General features: G+C 35.1%; 10 protein-coding genes. 6 read left to right on the forward strand and 4 right to left on the reverse strand.

The annotated features are described in order from the left end of the window. Positions 1–97: 97 nt before the first annotated feature. From K5X82_07190 to K5X82_07215, 6 genes are all read left to right on the forward strand, one after another. The gene (locus K5X82_07190) at positions 98–1,123 is read left to right on the forward strand and encodes a 6-phosphofructokinase (GenBank protein ID QZT38674.1); all 1,026 of its coding nucleotides are present in this window, start codon (positions 98–100) and stop codon (positions 1,121–1,123) included. 23 nt (positions 1,124–1,146) lie between these two features. Further along, positions 1,147–2,505, forward strand: coding sequence for a 5-formyltetrahydrofolate cyclo-ligase (locus tag K5X82_07195; protein QZT38675.1), 1,359 nt, complete (start codon positions 1,147–1,149; stop codon positions 2,503–2,505). Between the two features lie 761 nt (positions 2,506–3,266). Then, complete coding sequence (locus tag K5X82_07200) at positions 3,267–3,857, forward strand: LURP-one-related family protein (protein QZT38676.1); 591 nt, start codon at positions 3,267–3,269, stop codon at positions 3,855–3,857. A gap of 671 nt (positions 3,858–4,528) precedes the next feature. Then, complete coding sequence (locus tag K5X82_07205) at positions 4,529–4,810, forward strand: hypothetical protein (protein ID QZT38677.1); 282 nt, start codon at positions 4,529–4,531, stop codon at positions 4,808–4,810. A gap of 62 nt (positions 4,811–4,872) precedes the next feature. Next, positions 4,873–6,891 (forward strand): hypothetical protein, encoded by a 2,019-nt coding sequence (locus tag K5X82_07210; GenBank protein ID QZT38678.1) that lies wholly within the window; start codon positions 4,873–4,875, stop codon positions 6,889–6,891. Positions 6,892–7,811: 920 nt separating this feature from the next. After that, on the forward strand, positions 7,812–8,531 hold the full coding sequence (locus K5X82_07215) for an ABC transporter ATP-binding protein (protein ID QZT38679.1): 720 nt from the start codon (positions 7,812–7,814) through the stop codon (positions 8,529–8,531). A 311-nt stretch (positions 8,532–8,842) separates the two neighbouring features. Here K5X82_07215 and K5X82_07220 read toward each other — a convergent pair whose 3' ends face one another. From K5X82_07220 to K5X82_07235, 4 genes are all read right to left on the reverse strand, one after another. Then, positions 8,843–9,850, reverse strand: coding sequence for a glycoside hydrolase family 18 protein (locus tag K5X82_07220; GenBank protein QZT38680.1), 1,008 nt, complete (start codon positions 9,848–9,850; stop codon positions 8,843–8,845). A gap of 146 nt (positions 9,851–9,996) precedes the next feature. Further along, the gene (locus K5X82_07225; GenBank protein ID QZT38681.1) at positions 9,997–11,613 is read right to left on the reverse strand and encodes a sulfatase; all 1,617 of its coding nucleotides are present in this window, start codon (positions 11,611–11,613) and stop codon (positions 9,997–9,999) included. A 795-nt stretch (positions 11,614–12,408) separates the two neighbouring features. Further along, positions 12,409–16,359, reverse strand: a complete 3,951-nt coding sequence (locus tag K5X82_07230; protein QZT38682.1) for a response regulator — start codon at positions 16,357–16,359, stop codon at positions 12,409–12,411. Between the two features lie 285 nt (positions 16,360–16,644). Beyond that, positions 16,645–18,576, reverse strand: coding sequence for a family 20 glycosylhydrolase (locus K5X82_07235; protein QZT38683.1), 1,932 nt, complete (start codon positions 18,574–18,576; stop codon positions 16,645–16,647). Positions 18,577–18,837 lie beyond the last annotated feature (261 nt).

Below are 18,837 nucleotides of genomic sequence, written 5' to 3' on the forward strand. Positions count from 1 at the left end.
ATTTTTGATTCCCATCTGTTACATCATTATATAGTCAATAGAATTGCACTTCACATTCATGTTGAAGTATCACTTCGGACACAAAAACATCTAGGATATGGGAAAAAAGAAGAAAAGAATTGGTATTCTCACAGCTGGTGGGGATTGTCCAGGATTAAATGCTGCCATAAGAGGTATTGGAAAAACTGCAATACTTAACTATGGGATGGAAGTCCTTGGTTTCAATGCCGGATATAGTGGACTCATTCGTAAAGATTATCAAGTATTAGACGAGATTAAATTATCCGGCATACTGACTCTCGGAGGAACCATATTAGGTACATCAAGGGAAAAACCTTTTAAGATTGACAAAGAGAACCCTATTGATAAAGTCGCTTTAATAAAAGAGAATTATAAAGAGCTCGATCTTGATTGTGTGGTCTGTCTTGGAGGTAACGGAACCATGAAAACAGCCAATAAACTACAACAAGAAGGGCTCAATGTCATTGGACTTCCTAAGACTATTGATAATGATGTATACGGAACGGATCGCACGTTTGGTTTCGACTCTGCAGTAAGTATTGCAACCGACGCCATAGACAGACTGCATACCACAGCCAACTCACATCAAAGAGCAATGGTGATAGAGGTAATGGGTCACCATGCAGGATGGATCGCACTTTATGCAGGAGTAGCAGGTGGAGGTGATGTCATTCTATTACCAGAGATCGACTTTGATATCGAAACCGTTTGTCATACCATACGCAAACGTTTTGAGAGAGGAAAACCGTATGCAATTGTTGTGGTCGCTGAAGGAATCAAAAAACCCAACAACACCAATGCTGCAAGCTATGTCTCCTACTGTATTCACGACATGACAGGGATAGAAACCCGTCAAACACAATTAGGCTATGTACAACGAGGAGGAAGTCCTACACCCATGGATAGAATCCTAGCAACACAATATGGAGCATATGCTGTCGACTTAATTGCTAATGAGGATTACGGCAAGATGGTTGCATTCCAACAGAACGAATTGATTGGCGTCCCACTATCTGAAGTGGGTGGAAAACTAAGCCTGATTAAGCCAGACAACAAACTCGTAATTAAAGCCCGTAATCTTGGCGTCTCTTTTGGAGACTAAATGAAAAACACAAAAATCACACAATGAAACTAGATATTGCACTCATTCAATGCGAACCTACATTAGGCGATCTTGATGCAAACAGAGAAAAGATATCTACATGGCTGGACAAAATCCCAGACCATGTAGATATTATTTTACTACCTGAACTTGCCAATTCAGGATATCACTTTATCGATGAGAAACAGGCTGAGCGTAGTTCAGAAGAGATTAGTCAGAGTGGTCTAGTCAACGATCTAAAAGCATATGCACAGAGCAATGATGTAGCTATTGCCATCGGTTTAGCCGAACAAAAAGATGGGATTAGATACAATAGTGCCTTATGGATCACTCCCCAAGGCGTAGAGGTAACTTATCGTAAAGCACACCTTTTTGCCAGAGAGAATTTGTTCTTCAACGCAGGCAAGGAAGCATGCCCAATAGTAACTTGGAAAGGGGCACGAATAGGTCTAATGATCTGCTACGACTGGACTTTCCCCGAAGTATGGCAATGGATGGCACAAGGACAAGTAGATTTAGTCTGTCATCTCTGTAACCTTGTGATGCCACACGCACAACAGATGGTCAAAACATATGCATTCTCCAACCACTTCTACATCGCCCAATCCAACAGGGTCGGAACAGAACGCGACCTCACTTTCACCGGTGCCTCCTCAATTATCGCACCAGATGCTGAGGTGCTGGTGCATGCATCAAAAACAGAAGAGGAGATCATTATTGGAACCATTGACACAGACTATTCTAGGGACAAACAGCTGAACCCTTACAACCATAAAACCAGAGATACTAGAAGAGATATCTATCCACGAAGTTACAAAGAGGATAAGGTGAACCTTGAAATGTTGAGACAGGAAAAGAGACAACTCCGAAAGTATATAAAACAAAACTGGGCAAACATCCCACCTAAAGAACTCCACGATAAAAGCAAAGCAGTACTTGACAAACTCGAATCGATGAAGGAGTTTATCGATGCCAAGAAAGTGTTGTTATATTGGTCACTAAAAGATGAGGTTTACACACACGATTTTGTAAGAAAATATGCAAAAACAAAAGATATATATCTTCCCGTGATGAAAGGTGCTGAACTAGACCTCGCAAAATACACTTCAGACGAAAACCTAGATAATGATAATCCGTTTGGCATATTCGAACCTTCAAACGAAATACTCCTAGACAATAACGAATTAGATCTAATTATCATTCCCGGTGTAGCCTTTGATCGCCAAGGAGGTAGGTTGGGAAGAGGTAAAGGATTTTATGATAGACTTCTTCAACAGTGTAATACAAAAACCATTGGTATAGGCTTAGATTTCCAACTGGTATGGAGTATACCCAAAGAAAAACATGACCAACTTCTCTCAATGATAATAACCAACGCATAAACTCTTTGCATAGAAGTGTTTAGAGGCCAAACGACAACCTAATAGCATACTCCTTCGTATCACATTAGAATCACCTTCGACTCTGGTTATACTCTCCTTCGTATCTCCTTCGACTATTGGTCACATAATAGATATACATTGGTCATATATTGATTATCCTTTTTCCACAGATATGTGAAGGATGTGTGAGTAATATGTGAACAATATATGACCAACATGTGAACAAAAGACGAAGGAGATACGAAGGAGGGTATAACCAGAGTCGAAGGTGAGTCTAATAAGATACGAAGGAGGGTACTATCAGTTAATTCTATGGGCGGCACGAGGCAATGATATGAGTAGCATGGGTCTATGACACAGACACCGCCTCACTCCACATAAATTAAATCTTAATATATACTAAACAGACCTTTACTGTGGAGCAGATATATGTTTGATCGGATTTTAGGTACACCACGAAAAGAGGATAGGGATAATAAGGTTAAATAGTGATAAATTGTTGGTAGCACTTTAAATTACGTAGACTATGAATGATTCTCTTCCTATGTCTATCTTCTAATATATAAAACATAAAATTGAACAAGAATAAATACTACAACGCTAAAAGACTGTCTTATTCGACGATAAAAAGACATTATCTCTCCTGTATATAAAAAATCAAATCAAGTTTTCTACCATCAACTATTGACATTATTAAAATATTTTATTGGAGCAATAATTAATTTTCATAATTTTACACAATAATCAATAACGATGAAAAAATGAATCCCATACTGAACAAAAACAACTTTTTTGTAAAAGAACATACAGGTATGTTCAAAGCAAGCAATAATTATGATATATATGATCCTGAGAGCGATCAGATGCTTATCGAGTGTAGAGAGATTAATCTAGGCTGGTTTGCTAAGATCTTACGTTTCAATAAGGATTACAAACGAATGACTCCTTTCGAGATTGTTCTAACGGATGCCAATGGTCAAAAAGTACTTACAGTAAAAAGAAAATGGACTTTTTGGAGATCTGAGGTAGAAGTACTTGATCACAATGATCAAATAGTAGGTAAGCTTAAACAAAAACTTCTTTCCATTGGTGGAAAATTCAGAGTTTATGATACAGATGACAATGAAGTTTGTATGGTAAAAGGTAAATGGACTTCATGGGAATTTTCTTTCCTTAAAGAGGATGTTCAGTTAGCACAAGTTTCTAAGAAATGGGCAGGATTGGCAAAGGAACTTTTCACCTCTGCTGATACTTATATGCTTACAATAGACCCACGTGTTGCAGAGAACTCAGCGGAAAGGGTTCTAATTATGGCATCAGTGATGTGTATTGATATGGTTCTTAAAGAGTAGAACGATACGAGTCAATTCTTGCATTCTAAAAAAGGGGATATTAGATCTTTAAATCTAATATCCCCTTTTTTTATAGTAAATGAATGCACTCTTAAAGAAGCTACAGCAGTGTTAAAGTTCATTCATTCTCTCTCAACAGGATGTATATGGTTCTATAGTACCGTTAGGGTATACCAGCGAAAGTATATGCAAAAAAAAGAAGGATCTCATCTTGAGATACCTTCCAAAGTATATTAACCCTAAATGATATTAATATCTGAAATTGACATCTCATTTTATATCGTCATGAGATGTGATGCACATCAACTCTATCGTTGATTGTTATAACAAAGCAATAGAAAAAATGGAGTAGATCAAATTATGTCATTATGCTTCATGACATTTTTTTTTACTTCTAATATAATTGTAAATGAAAATTGTTTTCTACTGCAATAAAGTTAATTATAATTTCATTATTCAAATGTATTATTGTGTTTTATATATTTGATAATGAATTAGGAATTGTGATAATTTGCAAATCCATCATGGGCAAAAATAATCTCTCCACTATTGTTTTCGCTATTCAAGAAGAGGTTCTCACAGTTAGAATTTGTATCTTTGATTCATGCAATATCATAAGATATTCATGTCCATTATAATCATTAAACGTATCATCATCAAAAGTCATAAATATGATATTCGATAAAAAAGAGTTTCCTAAACAACTTCTATATATTCTGGTTTCATTGATTGTTGGCATGTTGCTTTTTTCAGTAGTAATCAGTCATTATTCCAAGGCTTCGAATGAACCAATCAACTTGAACATCGTTGATAATATTGAGCTATTTGTCTGGGGATTAAGCTTTTCATTTGGTGCAATAGGTAAATATGCAGGATATCTTGGTGTGGTTCTATATTTCTCATTTTGGGTTAAATGGGGATGGAAAATATATCTACACTTTAATAAGAAGTAACTTTGTGAGTACCTTTTTAGTAGAAATGTGTCATCTATAATGTAATAATAAAATGAAGAGTGATGTCAAGTATTGATCGTTTTCTATCAGTTTTATGTTTCATTTTTTGGACTGTTTTCCATATGAATGCATCAGCACAAGATGCATCTGAAAGGTGGATAATAAAAACGAATGAGGTATCTCAGGCTTATGCAGGAGCTACACTGTCTAATGGATGTATTGGGGTTGTTCCCAAAAGAGAGCTATTTCTAACTAAAGAGGTTGTGCTCGGTGGAGTTTATGACCTTAAAAAAGGGAAGGAGACCACAGGCCTACTTAGTGGAGTGAACCCTCTTAACTTGCGAATGGCTATCGATGATGTTATGCTAGAGATGGCTAATGTTTCGAACTGGGAACAATCGCTTGACATGAGACGTGCCATATTAAACTCAAGTTTCGATTATTCTAAAAAGGCAAAAATATCCTATGACCTGATTACTCCTCGTAATTTGCCTTATGTATCCATGATAAAAGTACAGGTTACGGCATTGAAAGAGTTTACTCTAGATGTTAGAAGTATGGTTAGATGGAGCGATCGCTGTTGGCAAAAACCATCGATGAACTCAAGAGTACTTATTGATGAAGAAACGCATATTTCGTTACACCAGTGTGAAGCGAGTTCGATCACCGGAGATACGAAATCATTTACTACCACGGGGTTTATTTTCCCGACCAATAAGCCGAGTGAGGTGACCACGAAAGACTTTCCATATCATCCAAATTTATATGGTTTCAAAAGAGTTCTAAAGAAGGGACAGACCTATACTTTCACCTTAGTATCGTCTTTCTGTACAGATCAGCATTTTGTGGATGCCAAGAGCGAGTCTGAGAGATTTGTTATCTATTCAATGCTTAATGGAACAGACCGAATAATAGACGATCACTGTAGAGCATGGGAAAAGCTATGGAAGCATGATATCCAGATTAAAGGAGATATTAATGACCAGCTAGATGTTCGATTGGCTCTATATCATCTATACTCTTTTGTACGGGAAGGAAACGATTGGAGTATCCCTCCTATGGGGCTATCAAGTTCTGATGGATATGATGGTCATATTTTTTGGGATGCAGAGATATGGATGTATCCTGTGTTATTGGTTATGAATCCCCCTCTTGCCAAGTCTATGATTAATTTTAGAATCGATAAGGTAGATGCGGCGGAAAGAAGAGCTCACAATTATGGCTACGCAGGGGTTATGTATCCATGGGAGACCAATGATAGTGGTGAAGAGATGACTCCTACATGGGCATTAACGGGAACATTTGAACACCATATCACAGGAGATATTGGTTGGGCTATATGGAATTACTATCGTGTTACTCAAGATAAAGAGTGGCTAAGAGATCGTGGGTATCCTGTTTTAAGAAAAGTAGCAGATTTCTGGGTGTCACGAGCTCATGAAAATAGAGATCATAGTTACTCAATTTTAAATGTTGTAGGTGCAGATGAATATGCCCCAAATGTTGATGATAATGCATTTACCAATGGTATTGCAAAATATGTACTTAATGCAGCAACCCAAGCTGCAAAAATACTCGAGCTCCCTGAGGATAAAGAGTGGAATCGTATTGCAGACAATCTGGCATTTCATTTTTTTGATGATGGCGTAATGAAAGAGCATCGCGAATATTCGGGTGAAATAATAAAGCAAGCGGATGTTAATCTACTCTCTTTTCCTTTAGGTATTGTGCAAAATAAAAGGGAGATGCTTCAAAATGTTAAGTATTACGAAAAGAGAGTCGCCAAAGAAGGTCCTGCAATGACACATGCAATCTACTCTATTATCTATGCCAAGTTGGGGCATGAGAAAGAGGCCTACAGGTTGTTCAAGAAGGCATATGTCAATAATAAAAAAGCTCCTTTTGGTGTATTATCTGAAACAGTTGATCGAGACAATCCTTATTTTGTAACGGCTGCAGGCGGTCTATTACAATCTGTATTATTTGGATTTTATGGATTAGAGATTACAGACACTGGCATTCAACAAACTTCTTCTCCTATAGTACCAAAGCAGTGGAAAGAACTTCATGTAACATATTGATTCTCTCTCTTATTTCTTATTACACTTATCTTTAGACTCTTCAATAATTATTATGTCATATAATTATTGCGCTTCTTGGTACGCTTCTATTATTTTGCTATCATTGTTAAAAGTTTAAATTTGTTATCTCTGTTATTAGTATTTTTAGTTGTTTACTAATTGTCTTAGTTACTGCTATTGGGTATCTCTTTTCTCATAACAATAATGTTATAGAAAAGATATCAATCTATATTGGCATGATTGAGAACTAGAGTGAAAGTGGCAGCAAATAAGTGTTTTATGTATTTGACAGCAATCAAATCTTCTTACAAGAACATGGTAAGGCGGAGGTCTTTCTTGCTAGGTTATTCTTTTCACCTAATGACTCTATTTGTGGCAATAATCTGTTGTTCAGAATACTCTGCAACAGGCATTATCCCCCTGTTATTGATGGTTTCATTGGCAATTCTAGAGATGACACTGTTTCTACACTTAAAATTCTTTGATCTTAACCACCTGAGAGTTATCCCACTAACAGCATTACAACGTACAAATATTTATATCGCTTCGGAGTGGTTTCCTTTTAAACTTGTATCCTCATTACTAATAGCGTTGTTTTTATTGTGGCAAAGTGTCTCATTATATGACATATTGAATTTCATTATACTATACATATCCTACACCTTTATCTCGATGATATTGAAGATTATAATACATCTGTATTATAAAAAAGGAGGGAAAATTATCTATTCATGTTTTATTATTCTCATTTCTATTGGTGTGACACTCTTATGCCATAACATGTCATGTGGTATAACATGTTTGAACACACTACCTATTGGTTTCATATTGATCGATCCAATACTTGTTCTGGGGATATATGTTTTACTAAAACGTAAATGTTAACTGAGATCTTATAGATTTACAAATACTGTATACACATGCTTAAGATTAAAAAACTCACCAGTAGAAGCTCTTCCAAAGGCATTATAGATAATATTGATCTGGTATGCCCTACGGGGAAGATACATGCTATTATTGGAAATAAAGATGCTGGCAAGTCCACATTACTTGATATTATTGGTTCTAGAACATGTGCGGATAGTGGCGTGGTATATATTGATGGAGAGACCATTAAAAGTTTAGGAGAACAGTATAGGTCGTTTGTTGGGTTTCTCTTTTTATCAGAAGCAATTTGTTGTCGTCTGACCTCTGATGAGTATTTGGATATGTTAGGAGCGATGTATGGAGTGAGTGACCGAATAAGAAAGGCTAAAGTTGAATATCTAGTAGAGAGTTTAAATTTACCGAATGAAGGGTATGTAGATTCGTTTTCATATGATGATCAGAAAAAGCTTAAACTTGCTGCTACATTAGTACATTCTCCTCGTTATTTAGTTCTATACGAACCTCTAGATGGTGTTTCTACTGCTACTAAAAGAGTCATGTCTGATGTCCTAAGAGATCTTGCGATGAATGGAACGACGATTCTATATACAACAAGTCATATTGACTGTTTGGATGAAGTTGCAGACCTAGTGTCAATAATAGATGCTGGGAAGATTATATACAAGAGCTACTATATGGAGCTTAAGAAGATTATAGCTAAAGATTGTATACAAGATACATCTTCATTAGTCCACACTTTTAATGGGATTTAGTAATATAAAATACACGTCGCAAGAATCGGATCTCCGCTCGTATTCACCTTACACGAACACACATTCACACTCTTCACATCGATTACTCTTAATACATTACCATATACTACTCTTTTGATATATGGTAGTAGTAGCGTTACCGAACATGAATATTTCCTATTATAGGGCAGAAATAGTTATCGACATACTTCATCACAGACCCGATATATCAAAAAAACAAAGTCACGATTATGTGACTTTGCCTAATTAAAAAACGTACTCTATCTAACTAACCGAACTGTACTATATGCGATTTAATACCTTTATTTTGCTTAGTTTTTACTCACCTCTTCGTGGATCGCATTCAAGAGGGATAGTTTGTTGTTTGCAGGTAGATCTTGACCTAGCTCCCAGATCATAACTCCTCCCATTTTATCCATACTATATTTAGTTTTTTGTTTTACAAGATTCACTCCATTAAAGTGATGTTCTTTATTGTCAATCGTGACACTGTTAGTATTGGGGGTAATATCAGTACCTTGATCTAATGCTCTTGCAATCATTTTTCGGTAAGTGATTACCTGTTTCTTAGGGTATGTAAAGAATGGAATTCCAACAATGATCTTTGATCTTGGGAGTTTATACTGCTTTACAAAGATATCTTCAGCTCTTTCCACACCTTCCATGGTGTCTACATAGCCCATTACATTAACCATATGGAGATATTGGATGTTCCTAGCTGCAGCTTCAACACTCGGTTTTTGTGCCCATATTTTACTACTAAATGCAGCAGATAATGTGATTCCTTTTCTATTAAGCTTTTGGTATAATTCGTGTAATAGAGATGAGATACCATCTAAATCATCCTCTCTTGGAAACTCCCAATCGATATCGACGCCATCAATTCCTTTCTCAAGGCAATATTTAGTTACATACTTAGCGAATTTCTTTTGATTTTTGTTTTCAACCAATGCTTTAAATTCATCTGCAACATCTCCTCCACCGATACATAGATGGGTCTTTACGTTGTATTTCTTACACGTCTTTACTACTTGATTGATATCTTTCTCACTAAGGCCGTTGCGGCCATGTTTATTTTGGAATATCAGAGACTTATCTGAATTAACTTTTGCTACTTTAAATTTCCCATTAGATGGATCAGGAATGATAGAGAAAATAATAATATCAGTCAGTTTCTTCGCTTGATCTTCAGTAAAGTGTTTCATACTATAAGAGGGAAGATAACCAACAATTTTCCCTTTTGATTTTGTACAATTATCATCTGCAAACAGATTAGAAATCATTACAAAAAAGAGTAATGGAAGAAGTATATGTTTCATAGCTATTACAATAAGGTGTGGTACTTTGATAATGAGTTGTGTGTTAGACCCAATATTTGATTATAGGGAAGCAATCGCACCACATGTAAGATTGACCTGTGGTGCTTCGCTTCTTCTATTTAGTAATATGTGGAATTGTATTCAGTTTAATCTTTTTTCTTTGCTTGTAAACGATTCTTGATCTTCTTATGCGCTAAATATCGTTCAATATTCTGTTGATCTAACTCATCAGAATCGCCATATTTTGCACGGATCGAATCAAGTTTAATATGCAAGTTCTTTTGGATGTTTGCATAAGTTGGATCACCATATAAATTATGCATTTCATTCGGATCATTATCGAGATCATACATCTCCCATGTATCTGAATCGTAATAGAAGTGGATTAACTTATATCTATCAGTCCTAATACCATGGTGTCTCTCAACGCTATGTTCTCCAGGATATTCATAATATGTATAGTATAACGCATCTCTCCACTCTTTACTTTGACCATTAAGAATTGATCTAAATGACTCTCCTTGCATATCTTTAGGGATATCGCTATTTGCGTAATCTAAGAATGTTGGTGCAAAATCAATATTCTGAACAAGTCGATCCTCTACAGTTCCAGCTTTAATCTCTTTAGGGTATTTCATTATGATCGGAGTACGGAACGACTCTTCGTACATAAATCGTTTATCAAACCATCCATGCTCTCCCAAATAGAAACCCTGATCAGCAGTATATACAATGATCGTATTTTCTGCCAACCCTTCCTTGTCAAGATAATCTAGTAGTTCACCAACACCATCATCAACAGACTGAATGGTACTTAGATAGTCCTTCATATATCTGTTATATTTCCATTTTGCCAGCTCTTTTCCCTTTAGATTTCTTTTCTTAAAATCTTTAATGATTGGTTCGTAATATGCATCCCACTGTGCTCTTTGAGTAGAATCCATACGGTCGTACATCTTCTGTGCATGTTTTCTGTACTTGGTTTGAACATCTCCATCTTTATCTAGTACCTTAAGATCATATACAAGGTCCATATGGTCGAATATTCCCATCTCATGGTGTTTCGCGGCAACTTTACCTTCATATTTATCGAAGAAGTTATCAGGAAGCTCGAAATTCTGATTATCATATTTCCCTAGATATTTTAGATCAGGCATCCATGTTCTATGTGGTGCTTTTTGATGGTACATCAAAAAGAATGGTTTATCCTTCTTACGTCCATTTTTCAACCAATCCATGGCAAGATTAGTGGTAACCTCAGTACAATATCCATGGTAGTTTTTAGGCTTGCCATTTTCTATAAAATCAGGATTGTAATACTGACCTTGGCCAACTAGAACATTAGAGTAATTAAAACCTTGTGGTAGACCATTTAAGTGAATCTTTCCAATTAAAGCCGTTTCATAGCCTGACTTTTGAAGTTCCTTTGCCACATTATTCTGATCCCAGTTGAAAGGAAGTACATTATCGACCTTACCATTCTTGAAGCTATGCTTTCCTGTCAACATCGCTGCTCGACTGGGAGCACATATAGAGTTGTTAACATATCCATGAGTGAACAGAACACCTTCGTTTGCAATTCGATCTATATTCGGAGTTTGATTAATATTATGACCATAAGCACCGATTGCCTGAAATGCATGATCATCACTCATGATAAAAATAATATTCGGCTGCTTCACCTCTTTTTTCACCTCAGCATGACATGATGAGAGTAAAGTGGTCAGAAGTAGTCCTTCTGCGATCATCTTCAGTTTTTTCATTTTATTGGAGTATTTGTTATTATAAAACAACGAAAATAAAAACTACTATTTGTATGAAAAGGATGATAAATAGAATATATGTTTGAACTTTAAGTTTTTTTAATTTCCTATGTCCATCATCCCTCTCTTCATTTTCTTTTAAATTTTGTGTTGTCAATCTGTTAATATTATATGATAAATGTTTGTTTTATTTCATCTTGTAAATAGTATCTGAAGATTGTTATTTCCACATAATACGATTCGTTATTCAACCAATACATCATTGTTTTAACAACGATGTATACAATCAAGCAATCGAAATTATATCCCATAGAATAAGAATATTCATACAACTTGGTACTCTATAATTTAATGTTTACGAAACTATTTCGATTTAAATACAAATGGGTTTTGTCTTGTTTTATTGATGTTTGTTTTTGTTCTTTTATCAATTAAATGTTCTCAATTGTTCAAATTCTTGATATTTTTGGTTTAAAAATGAACGTCAGTATAATTTTTCTTGACTAAGTGGAAGGTGGCGTTGAAAAACTAGAAGGTGTACAAATACCAAAAGCCCGTCAACTAATAATAGTTAACAGGCTTAAGTTTAATAGAGATATAAATGCAGTAGAGGGAAGTAATAGTAGTTAAAGTTTAGAATGTCTTAAATAATAGACTGGGTATCACTATTAAGTACCTACATGTAATTGATGACGCATTCTTCATCACAAGAATTTCGGCGTATTTTAAGTTGAATCATAAGAGTTTACAGCTCTCATAGCAAGTAATAAAACATACGTCAATATTTACAATTAACTACTTAGTCTTCGTATGATATTTTTGATTCCTGAATTGAGAAGGTGTGCACTGTTTAATATCTTTAAATACCGTACTAAAATACCTCTGGTTTGTATATCCTACTTTATATGCAATTTCACCCACAGGGAGATCTGTTTGGAGCAATAGTTCCGTTGCTTTATTTATCTTAATACTCTTGATAAAATCATTTACACCTAGGTCTGTCAAGGATTTTATCTTTGCATAGAAAGTAGAACGACTCATCGCAAATTCATTATTTAATTTCGTAACATCAAAATCAGAATCTTCCATGTTGTCATTGATAATGGATATAACTTGATTTAAGAATACCTTATCTCGATTATTTGTTGAAATGGCATTAATATTAACGATCTCTCCTTGTTGGAATAGTTCTCGATAACGTTGCCTATTGATTAATATATTTCCCATTCGTGCTAGAAGAATATCTATCCCAAATGGTTTTGGAAGATATGAATCGGCACCGCCATAATATGCCTCAATTCTGGTTTGTTCATCATTCTTTGCAGTCAAAAGAAGAATTGGAATATGGCTGATCGTGATATCTTGCCTCACTTTACTTACTAACTCAAACCCATCCATATTAGGCATCATCACATCACTAATAATAAAGTCCGGTTTTTCGGAAAGTATTAATGGCCATGCTTTTTTACCATCAGATGCATCTTTTACATTACAGTAGCACTTCAACTCTTTGGTGATAAAATTTCTAAGATCAGGATCATCTTCTACAACCACTATATTTTTCCCTTTTAGGATATGGTGTATGTTTACATCACTCTTTTTATCATTTAAAGGTTTTATTACTTTATTATTGGTTTCAATAAAATATTTATTGGGAGTTAAAGGCAGAGATAATTCAAATACAGCTCCAGCAGTGGTGTTATTATATGCTTTTATTTCACCACCCATTAGTTCTACTAACTTTTTAGTGAATGCAAGACCAATACCCGTGCCTTTTTTATGTCCCTCTCCTTGAAAGAAACGTTCAAATATAGCCTCAATGTCTTTTTCCTTAATTCCGACTCCCTGATCAATAACACTTATTACCAATTGTTCGTCTCTCTTGTTACCAGAAATTGTTATAACACTATCTGAAGGAGAGTATTTAATCGCATTTGACACTAAGTTACTTAATATTTTATCTAGCTTATCAGTATCGCAAAATACGATGGGAGTATAATTAAAATTCAATATTAGTTTAATGTTCTTAGATGACAGTTCGTAGCTAAACTGTTCAATAAAATTCGTCATCCACTGCTGGATATTGATCTCAGAAACGACAAGAACCTCTTTATTGGCATCCATTTTGCGGATATCAAGCACTTGATCAATGAGGGTTTTCATCTTTTCTGCTTGTCTTGTCATTAATTTAATCTCTGAATCAAGCTCTTGAGGAGCAGCCCCCCTTTTAGATATCTGTTTTAATGGACCATAAAGAAGGCTAAGTGGTGTTCGTAGCTCATGAGAGATATTTGTAAAAAACTCCAACTTTTCATCGTTAAGTTTCTTTACTTGGCTCTTCCTCTCTCTCTCTACCTCTAACTCAATCATCAACTCAGACTGTTTAATTAAATAATGACGAATCAATGCTAATATTGCAACGATACCTATAATAAGGATAAGAATAAACCACCACCTTTTCCACCAAAGTGCAGGAACAAATATTGATAGTTGATTAGCACATTGAATCCACTCTCCATCTTCTCGATTACAGTAGATATTTAGAGTATATTCCCCAGGGGGTAAGTGTGTTATGTTGATCTCTGGATTAGAAGTCTTTATTTCGTTTTCTGTGAATCCTTCTATTTTATATTTATACATCCTTTTACGGAAGAAGTTCTTCTCATCAACAACCACATTTAATCGGAGACTCGAATTATCAGTAGGTAATTGAAGGCGATTGTTTTCTATTTTACACTCTTTATTTCGTCCTAGTGGTATACCATTAACCATAATATGATCGATAGTCAATGACGGATTTGAAATAATTTGTTTACTATTTATATTCTGGGAAATTCGTAGAAACCCATTGATAGTACCAAGATATGTGTCACCATTTTCAGTAGATATACTATGTCTGCCTGAGAAGGAGACAAATGGATTCCCTTCAGGTTTACCATAAGACCTAAAGTTATCTTTGGTAATCGTATATTTATATAGCCCTCTTTCAGATGTGATCCAAAAACTATCGTTATCACAATCTGCGATACAATAACTATAACCAAAAAAAGAACTAGATATATGCTTGATCTCTTTCGTTTCAAGGTTATAAGATATCAGACCTATACTTGTCGCACACCATATTATATTGTCCTTTTTAATCATTGAATATACATATCGATTGTCACTTTTTTCAGACATATTATTCTCCATAAGATTGAAAAGATATGTCGATTTTCTCGAATCTAAATCAATATGATGTAGGCCATTCATTCCTCCAAGAAGGTATTCATTATCATTAAGCTCTATAAGATCACTAACTTGAGAAGGGGCCCCTCCTTCCCATCCATTTTTTTCTGAGATCGACACGATCTGTTGTGATGGAGTAATGAATTGGACTTTCCAACCAAATTTCCATATTCTACCTTTGGAATCTTTTCGTAAAATAATAGGTGTCGATAATGATAAGTTAGAGATACTCTTCAACCACGGAAACTGATTATCTGGAATGAATTTTCTACTCTTAGTATCAAACATATGTACACCATTCCTATAGAAGCTTACAAGTATTAACCCCTCTTTATATGAACAAATAGATACAACCTTTTCTTTATTGTACTGCTCTATATGCTCAAATCTTTCAGTTAAAGGATCGAATAAATTAAGGCCACCACCTTCTGTACCAATCCATACTTTACGCGGGGACTCTTCATAAAAATCTATAACTGTAGATGTTGAAATACCACTATGACTATTTCGAGGACTTTCTGTATAGGACTTAATATTAACTTTATGCAAGCTGATTAACCCAAACCGAACAGTTCCCATTAAAATATTTCCATGTTTGTCTATAAATAAGTCAATCAGCGAATTGGTAGGAATTGAATTACGATCCCCTCTAATATGTTTTACCTTCTTAATCTTCTTTGTCAACCGATTGTATATCCAAATCCCTTGACCATCCGTTGTAAAGAAAACTTCATCATCTTTTTCTCCAAAATCCTGGATAAACACCTTAGCAGGATCTACATTCTCTTTAAGCACCCCAATATTTTGTTTATCTCCATTAGAATCTAGACAAGTGATCCCTTCTTCTGTATTTCCAACCCACAGGATATCAAGATGATCAACTAAGGAAGCAATAGGTCCTACAACATGGTGTTTTGATATTAAATCCAATGAGTTGTCGTTAGCGATCCTCCAGACCCCCTTATTGGTTACAACGACAATAGCCCCATCCTTAAAAGCTTCTATCTTGTAAAGAACATCCTTGAATTGGGGTATTTTAATCTCTATAGTTCGAGCTGTTTTATGGACCTTATCGTATATGACTATTTGGTTACTTCTTCCGAAATAGATCTTATCTTGGAGGTTCTGGTAACAAAAGAATGATTTTTTAAGCTGAGGTACTTTTAGTGATTCAAAACGATCTTTCTCTCGATTGTATATACTTAGTTTTGTATTGGTACCAATATATAGTGTATGGTCATCATCTTCAAAGATGAAAAGAATCCTACGTCCTTTTAGGTTATGGTTACGCTTTGACCCAAACTTATACGAATGGATTTTTGTACCATCATACTTATTAATTCCCTCACTAGTTCCAATCCACATGTATCCATATGAATCTTTGTATACTACACGCACTTTATTTGATAAAAGACCATCTTCAACAGTAATTCTGTTAAAATCGTAGTCTTCTTGACAGAGTGCATGAAAAGATGTAATTAATATTAATATTCCGATAGTTAGTACGTTACGGATCATATAGTTAAATGTGTTGTTGTTAGTCTTAAGTTTAGTGTGTTGTGTTGAATATTACGACTCAAGGAGGAGAGAGCCACTCGATTAATGAAGATCGTTGGATAGTTGTTTTAATCATAAGATAAGGCATTTTTGTTTTCGAACTTTCACAAGTTAATAAACAAAGGAATGCGAAACAAATATTTTTGACATTTGGATTTATAGCCCAATATGTTTATAAACAAGATAAGCCCAACCCAATGTAACTATTTTCTTACATAGAATTGAGCTTATTCAAATTGCAACTATTTATTTTATTAACTCTTGACTAACACTAGCTAATCTTTCAACACTATCCGACAGACCTCCTATTCTATTGCGCTTCACCCAGTTATTTTCAAATTCAGTAATAATCTCATTCAACTGATTAGACATTCTCTTTCTCTTTTTTAAAGGAATGTTTTTTATTGAGTGATCTTTCACCTTTAACCTTGCTTCGATTAACTCACATCCCCATGTAGCAAGCTTTGCTGATAAGAGGAGTTCATCTTTTGTGATTTGACCATCAACACTTGTAGGCTTAGCTGCAGCAATCTTTTTTGTTGCCTCTGCAACCTCTTTGCGCATCATTGGTAGAAGTGTTGGATCATAAAATTTCACACGATATTTATCTGAGAAGAAAACATCTATTCTATCAATCATATCAAAATATGGTCTCCCTGCTTGATCTTCTCCTTTGCCACCCATATAGGCATTTGTTAATTGAAGTAAACCTTCGCCCATATTATTAGTAGGGTCTTTATAGATCAGGTCATTTGTTAATTTAGCAAGATCTACATCTTTATTATGATCGACACACCATGACATACCTGCCCCATAGATCAATGGAGGAAAGGCTGTACTGATTGGTTGCATATGTCCTTTGTCTCCCCAATTGGTATTTAATACTCCATATGCGCCATACTTCTTTCCATTCACTATTGCATTCTGGATATTCTGTTTTGCTCTTTCTGTCTTTCCAATAAAAGTTCTCCAACCACTAGTCCCAGGACAAACGTAAAATGGTAATTGTTCGTCATGAAATCTTCTACACTGCTTCTCATAGGGATGATTAGGACGATATCCCCAAATCATACAGATTACATCTTTAGGCATCAATGGAATTAATTCAGGATGTTTGGTTACAATATCTCCCCACATCTGTGGTTGTTTGCCATACTGCTTAACTCGACGTGTAACCTCCTTTATATAGTTCAAATAAACCTTGCTTTTACCTATCTTATCACACATCTCTTTAGATCTTCCATAACCTAATTCATAAGGCTCATCACCACCAATATTTGCATATTTACTAGTAAAATTTGGAAGATACTCTGCATATAAACTATCCATAAAAGATATAGATTTAGGTTCAACAGCACATAGTGTAGTTCTTCGTTTATTTATAATCCAGTTATCAGACGCAATACTGTCTGGACGTTCTGATAAATAAAAATAGTCAGAATGCTTAAGCCACCTACCCATATGACCTAATGAGTTTTGATTTGGAACAAGGTCGATCATTCTATCACCGCAATACTGGTCAAGTTCCAAAACCTCTTCTACTGTAAGAGGAGATGCATCTTTCCAAACTTCTTTATGGTTCTTATACGCAAAGGTATGTTCAACATAAAGCTGAATTTCGTTAATTTTCCAAGCTGCAAAACGATCAATTAAAAGTTTTAATGTCTCCATCGTTGGAACCTTATCTCTTGAGATATCAAGCATGATTCCTCTTCGTTCAAAATCAGGCCAATCATGAATTGTTTGACAAGAAATAGATTTATCGGCTTTTGATAAAATCTTTTCAAGAGTCTGAATACTATAGTAGAGGCCATAATCATCATGAGCGACGACTTTAATCCCACTTTCATTGATATCAATTTTATACCCTTGAGGTTCTAGGGTCGTTTTAGGTGCAATTTGGAATGATACAGCAGGAACCTCTCCTGGGAAAGTTCCAGCAGTAACAGTAAATTCATTATCAAATCGACGACCTAGTGACTGCTTTATACGATCAATTTGGATAGCAAATTTCTGAAAAGATGCTGCATCAACAACAATACGATCACCTTGGATCGAGAGTTGAGTCGTCTTGATTTCATGTATTTGAGGTACAGGAAAAATTTGAGCATTTGCTATTCGAGGGATAAATGAATAACAGATAAATAGCAGAAGGGTTAATTGTAAGTGATGTCTCATGCTTGATTCTTTTTACAGAAAAGTTCTCTTTTAAAATGTAACTTTCCCTTATGGATTTCATTTCCCGAAATATCTCTAATTGTACAATTAGAGATGTTTTATATTATTCACAATGTGTTTCTTATTATTTAATAATCCGAAAAAGTTGATTTATTGAGGACTATAGAACTCTAACTACCTGCCTATTAGAAGATGTAATTTTAAACTACATCTTCTCAAGGAAAATATAGTTTTAATATTGAAGGAACTGTGGATTAAATC

This window comes from Prolixibacteraceae bacterium (assembly GCA_019856515.1).
In the GTDB taxonomy this organism is placed as follows: Bacteria; Bacteroidota; Bacteroidia; order Bacteroidales; family Prolixibacteraceae; genus Halosquirtibacter; species Halosquirtibacter xylanolyticus.